This window comes from Methylobacterium sp. J-090, from assembly GCF_022829345.1.
In the GTDB taxonomy this organism is placed as follows: Bacteria; Pseudomonadota; Alphaproteobacteria; order Rhizobiales; family Beijerinckiaceae; genus Methylobacterium.
Genome location: NZ_JAKSXV010000063.1, coordinates 56,607 through 64,720, shown reverse-complemented (window position 1 = coordinate 64,720; position 8,114 = coordinate 56,607). Strand labels below are relative to the sequence as shown.

At 71.0% G+C, this 8,114-nt stretch carries 8 protein-coding genes; 2 read left to right on the top strand and 6 right to left on the bottom strand.

Features of this window, described 5'->3' with window-relative positions:
• Positions 1 to 262 precede the first annotated feature (262 nt).
• From MKK49_RS09430 to MKK49_RS09415, 4 genes are all read right to left on the bottom strand, one after another.
• The gene (locus MKK49_RS09430; protein WP_244027932.1) at positions 263 to 1,108 is read right to left on the bottom strand and encodes a 23S rRNA (adenine(2030)-N(6))-methyltransferase RlmJ; all 846 of its coding nucleotides are present in this window, start codon (positions 1,106 to 1,108) and stop codon (positions 263 to 265) included.
• A 261-nt stretch (positions 1,109 to 1,369) separates the two neighbouring features.
• On the bottom strand, positions 1,370 to 2,038 hold the full coding sequence (locus MKK49_RS09425; protein WP_409565047.1) for a ribonuclease T2 family protein: 669 nt from the start codon (positions 2,036 to 2,038) through the stop codon (positions 1,370 to 1,372).
• A complete protein-coding gene (locus MKK49_RS09420; RefSeq protein ID WP_244027930.1) occupies positions 2,035 to 2,514 on the bottom strand; it encodes a hypothetical protein in 480 nt (159 codons plus the stop codon). Before MKK49_RS09420 ends, MKK49_RS09425 begins: the two co-directional genes overlap by 4 nt.
• Positions 2,515 to 2,648: 134 nt before the next feature.
• Positions 2,649 to 3,659 (bottom strand): extensin family protein, encoded by a 1,011-nt coding sequence (locus MKK49_RS09415; protein ID WP_244027928.1) that lies wholly within the window; start codon positions 3,657 to 3,659, stop codon positions 2,649 to 2,651.
• Between the two features lie 110 nt (positions 3,660 to 3,769).
• Between MKK49_RS09415 and MKK49_RS09410 the strand changes: the two genes are divergently transcribed.
• Both MKK49_RS09410 and MKK49_RS09405 read left to right on the top strand, forming a co-directional pair.
• Positions 3,770 to 5,005, top strand: coding sequence for an amidase (locus MKK49_RS09410; protein ID WP_244027926.1), 1,236 nt, complete (start codon positions 3,770 to 3,772; stop codon positions 5,003 to 5,005).
• A 131-nt stretch (positions 5,006 to 5,136) separates the two neighbouring features.
• On the top strand, positions 5,137 to 5,889 hold the full coding sequence (locus tag MKK49_RS09405) for a methyltransferase domain-containing protein (protein WP_244027924.1): 753 nt from the start codon (positions 5,137 to 5,139) through the stop codon (positions 5,887 to 5,889).
• Positions 5,890 to 5,895: 6 nt separating this feature from the next.
• Here the strand turns inward: MKK49_RS09405 and metW are convergent, their stop codons facing one another.
• On the bottom strand, positions 5,896 to 6,594 hold the full coding sequence (gene metW, locus MKK49_RS09400) for a methionine biosynthesis protein MetW (protein WP_279595426.1): 699 nt from the start codon (positions 6,592 to 6,594) through the stop codon (positions 5,896 to 5,898).
• Positions 6,595 to 6,599: 5 nt separating this feature from the next.
• Positions 6,600 to 7,808 carry a homoserine O-acetyltransferase gene (locus MKK49_RS09395; protein ID WP_279595425.1) on the bottom strand — a complete coding sequence of 403 codons (1,209 nt, stop codon included), beginning with the start codon at positions 7,806 to 7,808 and terminating at the stop codon, positions 6,600 to 6,602.
• Between the last annotated feature and the right edge of the window lie 306 nt (positions 7,809 to 8,114).

The following is an 8,114-nucleotide window of genomic DNA, read 5'->3' as shown; positions in this document are numbered from 1 at the left end:
CAAACATCCGCTCGATGGCGCTTTCCGAAAGCCGCACTCAGCAGGCGTGAAGCGCAACAGGCCCCCTCTCCTGGAAGGAGAGGGTTGGGGTGAGGTGTGGGACCTATTCGGAAAGTTCGCACACCTCACCCTGTCCCTCTCATTCCAGGAGAGGGGACCCACGGTTCCCGCCCGATGTGTGAATGCCGTTGCCTTCAAGAACCGCCCAGCCGTAGGGGACCGTCGCGACACGTTGCGCCGACGTGATGTGTCGGAAACCGTCTCAGGCGACCGCACCGAAGGCCTCGCAGCGGAAGGCGCCGTAATCGGTGCGGGCGAGGCGCTCGGCGAGCGCCGGCAGGAACAGCATCGCCTCCTCGGCGAGTGTCCAGGGCGGGTTGACGACGATGAGGCCGTTGCCGTTCAGCCGGGTCGGGTCGGGTTCGCTGACGAGGAGGTCGAGGCGCAGGGCCGGGCGGTTCAGGGCGCCGTGGAGGTCGGCCACCATCGTGTCCACCAGGGCCACGTCCTTGATCGGGTACCAGCCGAGGTAGGTCCCCGTCGGCCACTTCGCCACGGCCTTGGCCAGCGCCGCCCCGAGGCGGTCGATCTCGCCGAGTTCCTCGTAGGGCGGGTCGATGAGCACGACGCCGCGCCGCTCGGGCGGCGGGATCAGGGAGCCCAAAGCCGTCCAGCCGTCGAGGTGCATCACCTTGGTGCGCGAATCCTGGTTGTAGCGCGCCCGCAGGATCTCGGCGTCGGCGGGGTGCAGCTCGACGAACACGCCCTTGTCGGTGGCGCGCAGGAACTCGCGGATGATGGCCGGCGAGCCCGGATAGGTGGTGGCGCCGTGGCGCGCTTGGGCCGCCGCCACCGCCGCCCGGTAGGGGGCGAGCAGGTGCTCCACGGCCTCCGGGAACGGCGTGTCGAGGCGGCCCCAGCCCTCCGCCGCCTCGCCCGTGCGCCCGGCCTCGTCGCCGGTGAGGTCGTAGAAGCCGAGGCCCGCATGGGTGTCGATGGCCCGGAACGGCGTCGCCTTGGCGTGCAGATGCGTCAGCACCCGCGTGAGCACGAGGTGCTTGAGGACGTCGGCGAAGTTCCCGGCGTGAAAGGCGTGGCGATAGTTCATGCCGCTCGCAGTGAAACTAGGATGCCGGCCGCGGCATCGGGATGTAGGCAATCAACGCGGCATCTCTCTTTTTCCGCTCCGCAATTCGCAGATCCCGCTGACGGCACGGGTCCCCTCTCCTGGAAGGAGAGGGACAGGGTGAGGTGTGCGAACTCTCCGAATAGGTCCCACACCTCACCCCAACCCTCTCCTTTCAGGAGAGGGGGCCTGTCGCGCCTTACGCAGACGCATATGACGAAGATCGATCGTCAGCATCCACCTTCAGCGCGCGGCGTCGATGGCGACCTCGCCGGCGCGGCAGTTCTGACGCGCCACCTCGGGGCAGGGGGTGAAGCCGCGCAGATCCTTGGAGAAGCAGATGCGGACCTCCTGCAGCCGGCCGCGCACGCAGGCCACCGACATCATGTCGGGGCGAAGCCCCCGGTTGGCCATGACGAACTGGCGGGCGATCTCGATGGGCGCGGCGCGGGTGTCGGCGCCGGGTTTTTGGAACGCGTCCGGAATCGTCACCGCCTCGCGGGCGTTACGGGCGGCGCGAAAGTAGGCCGCCGGGTCGAGGCCCGAACAGGTGCCGTGCCGGCGCCACTCGTGGCGGGCCAGGCCCTCGCTCGGATAGACTTCGCCGGCTAACTCCATGGCCTGCCGGGTCGGCGCGCGCTCGACGCGGGCGCAGTTCGACGGATAGCCCCGCGTGTATTGCGGCCACAGGCCGTGGACGACGAATCCGAGGCCCCGGCCCGGACGGCACTGGCCGTCGGCCTCGCGGCGCGCGCCGTCCCCGTCGCAATAGGTCGGCGACCACGACAGGGCGAGGACGTAGAAGTCGAATTCGCCCGGCGCGCCGCGCTGGTCGTAGCCCTGCGCTTGGGCCGCCGTGGCGCTGCCCGCCAGCAGGGCACCGGCCAGAACGGCTGTCCGAAAAAGATTCACGGACGGGCTTCGCGGCAGGCCGTGGCGTAGGCGTAGGCGAGGTTGCGGTCGAGGCCGTGGACGCAGAACTCGATGCCCCAATCGGCACCGATGATCCCGAGTCCGTCGCGCACGGAATAGTCGACCTTGCGGCGGATTCCGTCGGAGGTGGTGGCGACCGCGCTGCAGTAGCGCCGGGGCACGAAGTCGAGGCCCCAGGGGCGCCAGGCCGTGCGCTCGATGCGCTCGTAGCTCACGATGGTGAGCGCCGAGTTCCAGAACTTGCGCTCCTTCTCGGCGAAGTTCGTCGAGAGCCGCTCCAGCACCTCGGAGGCCTGGCAGCCGGGGATGTTGGCGTCGTAGTTGAACTCGCGCTCCTCGGCGGGGGTGATCTCCTCGCGGCCCGAGCGGGCGAAGGCCGGCTGGAGGGCGCCGGCCAGGGCGAGGCCGAGGGCGACGGTGGTGGCGAAGGTCTTGGAGAGACGATTCGGGCGCATGCCGGCGATCTTTTGCTGGAGTCCGTACGGTTGCGCGGAACGATGGCCGCTGCCCCGCCGGAGTCAAGCTTGCACGCGCCGTCGCCGGTCGGTTTCACCCGCCCTGGGGTACGGGGGGCACAGTGGCGCGCCCGTCAGTAGATCGGGCCGGACAGGCCGGGGGCCGACAGCGACAGGGGCTCGCGCTCGAATCCCGGGGCCGGCTCGTCCACGGGCCGGGTTGTGGCGAGGCGCGGCCGGGGGGCCGGCGCGGCGACGTAGGCGGACGGCGCGGACCGGGCGTGTGACGGGGCCTCCACCGGCGCGCGGGCGAGATGGGACGGCGCGGCGCGCACGTTGTGGGACGTGGGGCTGACGCCGTAGGGATCGTCCTCCTCCACGTCCACGGGGGCCTGGGGCGGGGCCGGCAGGCGCTCGACGGGGCGCGGCCGCGAGACCGGCCGGGCCGTGCCGTCGGCACCGAGCTGGGGCGTGAACTTGATCAGGGGCTGGCAGATCCGGCGCAGGCCGCGCGGGTCGTGGCGCGCGAGATCCACGTGGATGTGATCGTAATGGAAGACGTTGGAGCCCGGCGCCAGCACCGTCGAGAAGCGTGCGCAGGCGCCGAGAAAGACTTCGCGCAGAAAGCCTTGCTCGGCTTCGGTGCCGCGCCAGCCGCCCTTCACGGTGATGACGTAGCCGTCGGCGAGCTTGAACGACATGATGTCGAGGGCATTGCCGAAGGAATGCTCCGACAACTTGGCGCCGACCTGGTTGTTGCGGCCCCGGCAGGCATAGGTGCCGGCATTGATCTCGGCCACGGGCTGGCCGAAATACAGGGCGGCGGCCGGCTGGATCGTGTCGGCGAGCCAGGCCTCGGCTTCCGCCAGCGCCGGGCAGGCCAGGGTCATGCGCTGCTTGAGGGCGACGCTGCCCCCGCCCATCCGCGTGACCCGGTAGGGCTGGAGCATGCCGCAGACGCCCGGCCCCTCGATGGCTTTCACCGAGGTGACGAACTCGCTCGTCTCGACGAGGCGCTTGGCGTTGCAGGCCTGTTCGGTCTGGTCACGCCAAGGCTCGCGCTGCTCAAACTTGTTGAGCGCACAGCCGGTGAGCCCCGCGCCGAACAGCGCAAGGGCGGAGAACGCGAGAACGCTACGCCACATGATGAGGACGATGCGCGGCTTTGCGTAAACGCTCCGTCAACGCTGCGGATCATGACCCCGGCTTGTGGATGCATGTTGACAGATCGCGCGGCGGATCGGACTCCAGGCCCATGCAGTCCCTCGTCGATCTCCGCACCCGCATTGCCGCCGGTACCCTCGATCCGGCCGGCGCCATCGCCCTCGCGCAGGACGCCATCGCGGCGCGCGAACCGGGGCTCGGCGCCCTCGTCCACGTCGCCTCCGACCCGGCGGTGCCGCGCGACGGACCGCTCGCCGGCATCGCCATCGGGCTCAAGGACATCATCGACACCGCCGACATACCGACCGAGATGGGCTCGGCCATCTATGCCGGCTGGCGACCGAAGGCCGACGCGGCCATCGTCGCCCGCCTGCGGTCGCTCGGCGCCGTGCCGCTCGCCAAGACCGTGACCTGCCCGTTCGCCAGCCGCGATCCGTCCGCGACGGTGAACCCGCACGATCCCGGCCATACCCCGGGCGGCTCGTCCTCGGGCTCGGCGGCGGCCGTCGCCGCCGGCCTCGTGCCGCTCGCGCTCGGCACCCAGACGGCGGGCTCGGTGATCCGCCCGGCGGCCTTCTGCGGTGTCGCCGCCATCAAGCCGTCGTTCCGCCTCCTGCCGACGGTGGGGGTGAAGACCTTCTCGTGGGCCCTCGACACCCTGGGCCTGTTCGGCGCCGGCATCCGTGACGTTGCCCACGCCCTCGCGCTTCTGGCCGACCGACCGGCCATCGATCTGGCACCGGGCGGGATCGCCGCCCCGCGCATCGGCCTCGTGCTCCAGGACTTCGCCGGCCCCGCCGACCCGGACGCCGTGGCGGCCTTGAGCCGCGCGGCCCGCGCGGCGGAGGCCGCAGGGGCCGCCGTCACCGATCTCATCCTACCCGCGCAACTCGCCGAGGCCTGGGCGGTCCAGGCGACCGTGCAGGCTTTCGAGGCGCGCCAGGCCCTGGCCTGGGAATATGCCCACCACCGCGACGCCCTCGGTCCGGGGCTGCGGGCCGAACTCGATGGGGCGCAAGCTCTGACGGCCTCGGACTACGACGCGGCCCGCCGCACGGCGCACCGCGCCCGGCGCGTCCTCAAGGACGTTTTTTCCGAGTTCGACGCGCTCCTCACCTTCTCTGCCCCTGGCCGGGCTCCGGCGGGGCTCGCCGGCACCGGCGACCCGCGCTTCAACCGTCTCTGGACCCTGATGGGGGTGCCCTGCGTCAACCTGCCGGTGCCCGGCGACGGCTTGCCACTGGGCGTGCAGATCATCGCCCGCTTCGGCGACGATGGGCAGGCGCTCGCCGTGGCACGGATGATCGAGGGGGCGTTGGAAGGGTGAAAGCCGATCGGCGCAGCAGCCTGCCGACGTACGGGGAACTCGTTTGATTGCCCCGATGCCATCGCGCTGCTTGAGCCCACGCCGCCCTACGGCTATCGCCACCGCTCACCCATCAGAAGAACCTCCGCGCGATGCGTTCCTGGAAGCAGGCTGTAGCCCGGGCCTTCGACGGGGCCGAGGGCTATGACGGCGCCGCCGGCATCCAGCTGCAGGTGGCCGAGGGGCTGGCGGCGCGCATCGCGGCCCTGCCCATGGACGCCGCGCCGCGCGTGCTGGAGATCGGCTGCGGCACGGGTCTCCTGACGGCGGCCCTGCGTCGCCGGATCCCCTCCCGTGCGTATCTCGCGACCGACATCGCCCCCGCCATGGCCCTGCGCTGCCGCGCGCGCCTCGGGACGGGCCTCGATTTCGTGGTGATGGACGGCGAGCGACCCTGCCTCGCACCCGGCTTCAATCTGATCTGTTCGAGTCTGGCCGCGCAATGGTTCGAGGACCTGTCCGGCTCCCTGGTGCGGCTCGCGGGGCTTCTCGCGCCCGGGGGCCACCTCGCCGTGGCGACCCTGGCATCCGGCACCTTCGCCGAGTGGCGCCGGGCCCATGCCGAACTCGGCTTCGAGGCGGCCACGCCGTCCTATCCGGCTGTGGCGGACCTGGCGGCTTTGCGCATCCCGGGCTGCACCGTGGCGGTCGCGCGTGAGCCCGTGGTCGAGGCGCATGCGGATGGGCGCGCCTTTCTCAACGCCCTGCGGGCCATCGGCGCCGGCACGCCGGACGGCCGTGCCCCCCTTGCGCCGGGCAGCTTGCGGCGGGTCCTGCGCCGCTTCGACGGGGCAGGGGCTTTGGTGACCTACGACGTCGCGACCCTCCTCGTGCGCCGGACCTGACGCTCCTCAGGGCTGCGTTGGTGCACCGAGCGCGTCGTCCTTGCCCAGACTCAGCAGGAACACCCCCTGCGCGCCGACAAGGTTCCACACCCACCACGGCATCGAGAACCGCATGGGCCGGCCGCGCGCATCCAGCGCCGTGGCTTTCTCGATCCGCGCGCCTACCGTCCGGCACAGGCCGACGAAGTCGCGGATGGTGCAGTAGTGGATGTTCTGAGTCTCGTACCATTCCTCCGGCATCAGCGCGGTCACCGGCATCCGGCCGCGCAGGGCCAGTTCCGAGCGCACGCGCCAATGGCCGAAATTCGGGAACGAGATCACCACCTGCCGGCCGATGCGCAACAGGTGCTCCAGGACGATGCGGGGGTTGCGCGTCGCCTGGATGGTCTGGGACAGGACCACCACGTCGAAGGCATCGTCGGGATAGTTTTCGAGGTCGGTGTCGGCGTCGCCCTGGATCACCGGCAGGCCGCGCGCGAGGCAGGCGTTGACGCCCTCGCGCGAGAGCTCGATGCCGCGCCCGTCGACGCCGCGCCGGTCGCGCAGGAGGGCGAGCAGGGTGCCGTCGCCGCAGCCGATGTCGAGGACCCGCGCGCCCGGCGTCACGAGGCCGAGCACGACGAGGTGATCGACGCGCGCGCCGCCGGGTTCGCCGCGCGGGAGCGAGGCGGCGGCATCCCACGGGGCCGGAGCGACATCGCGCAAGTGCTTCACAGGCCGCGCGCCCGGGCGGCGGCGTCGATGAAGCCGCGCGCGGCCCCGAACATCACCGGCTCGTCGAGGAGAAAGGCGTCGTGCCCCTTGTCGCTCTCGACTTCCACGAAGGCCACCGCCGCCGAGGCCGCGTTGAGGGCGTGCACGATGGCGCGGGAATCGGCCGTGGGAAACAGCCAGTCGGAGGTGAACGACATGACGCAGAAGCGGGTCTTCGTGCCCCGGAAGGCGTTGGCGAGCACGCTGCCATGGTCGGCGGCGAGATCGAAGTAATCCATGGCTCGCGTCAGATACAGGTAGGCGTTGGCGTCGAACCGTTCGACGAAGCTGAGGCCCTGGTGGCGCAGGTAGCTTTCGATCTGGAAGTCGGCATTGAACGAGAAGGTCGGGGCCGACCCGCCCTGGAAGCGCCGGCCGAACTTGCGGTGCAGGGCCGGCTCCGACAGGTAGGTGATGTGCGCGCCCATGCGGGCGACGCCGAGCCCCTTGGCGGGCCGCGTGCCGGCCTCGAGGTAGCGCCCCTCGGCCCAGGCCGGGTCCGCCATGATCGCCTGCCGACCGACTTCGTGGAAGGCGATGTTCTGAGCCGAGTGCCGGGCCCCCGTGGCGATGGGCATGGCGGCGAAGACCCGCTCGGGGTAGAGCGCCGCCCATTGCAGCACCTGCATGCCGCCCATGGAGCCCCCGATACAGAGGAACAGGTCCTCGATGCCGAGCCGGTCGAGGAGCATCGCCTGGGCGCGGACCATGTCGCGGATGGTCACCAGGGGAAAATCGAGGCCATAGGCCCGGTCCGTCGCCGGATCGAGGGACGCCGGCCCCGTCGAGCCCATGCACGAGCCGACAACGTTGGAGCAGACGACGAAGTACCGGTCCGTGTCGATGGGCTTGCCCGGCCCCACCAGGGTCTCCCACCAGCCGCGCTTGCCCGTCACCGGGTGGGTGTGGGCGAAGTGCTGGTCGCCCGTGAGCGCGTGGCAGATGAGCACGGCATTGGAGCGATCGGCGTTGAGCGTGCCGGCCGTCTGGTAGGCGATCTGGAACGGGGCCAGCGCCACGCCCGCATCCATGGCCAGGGGCTCGTCCAGGCCGAACTGCGCCAGATGCCCCTGAGCGTTCGGTGCCTTGGTGTCGACGTCCGGCGGCACGTCCGTGGGGACGGCCTCGGCTCGGGTCTGGGTGGGCGGATCGAGCGACATGGTCATGACAGAGAATCTGACGGGGGGAGGTCGCGGGACGTTCCCGGGGGATCGCCGTCCGTTCGGAGGAGGGCAGGCATCGTCCCGGCGGCGCACGGAGCCGTCGCGTCGGGTAGAGAGGGAGGTAGTGTGCGCCTTGCCGAGCGTCAACGAAACCGTGTGTCGCCGGGGATGGACCTCGACGGAACCCGCATCCCGGGCCGAAAACGTGTAGAGGGGAGGTGCGTCGTGGTGACCACGCTCGGCCTCGTCGCTGCGAGGTGCTGCCCCGCAGGGCTGCAAACTGTCCACTTGCCGGCGCAATAGAATGTT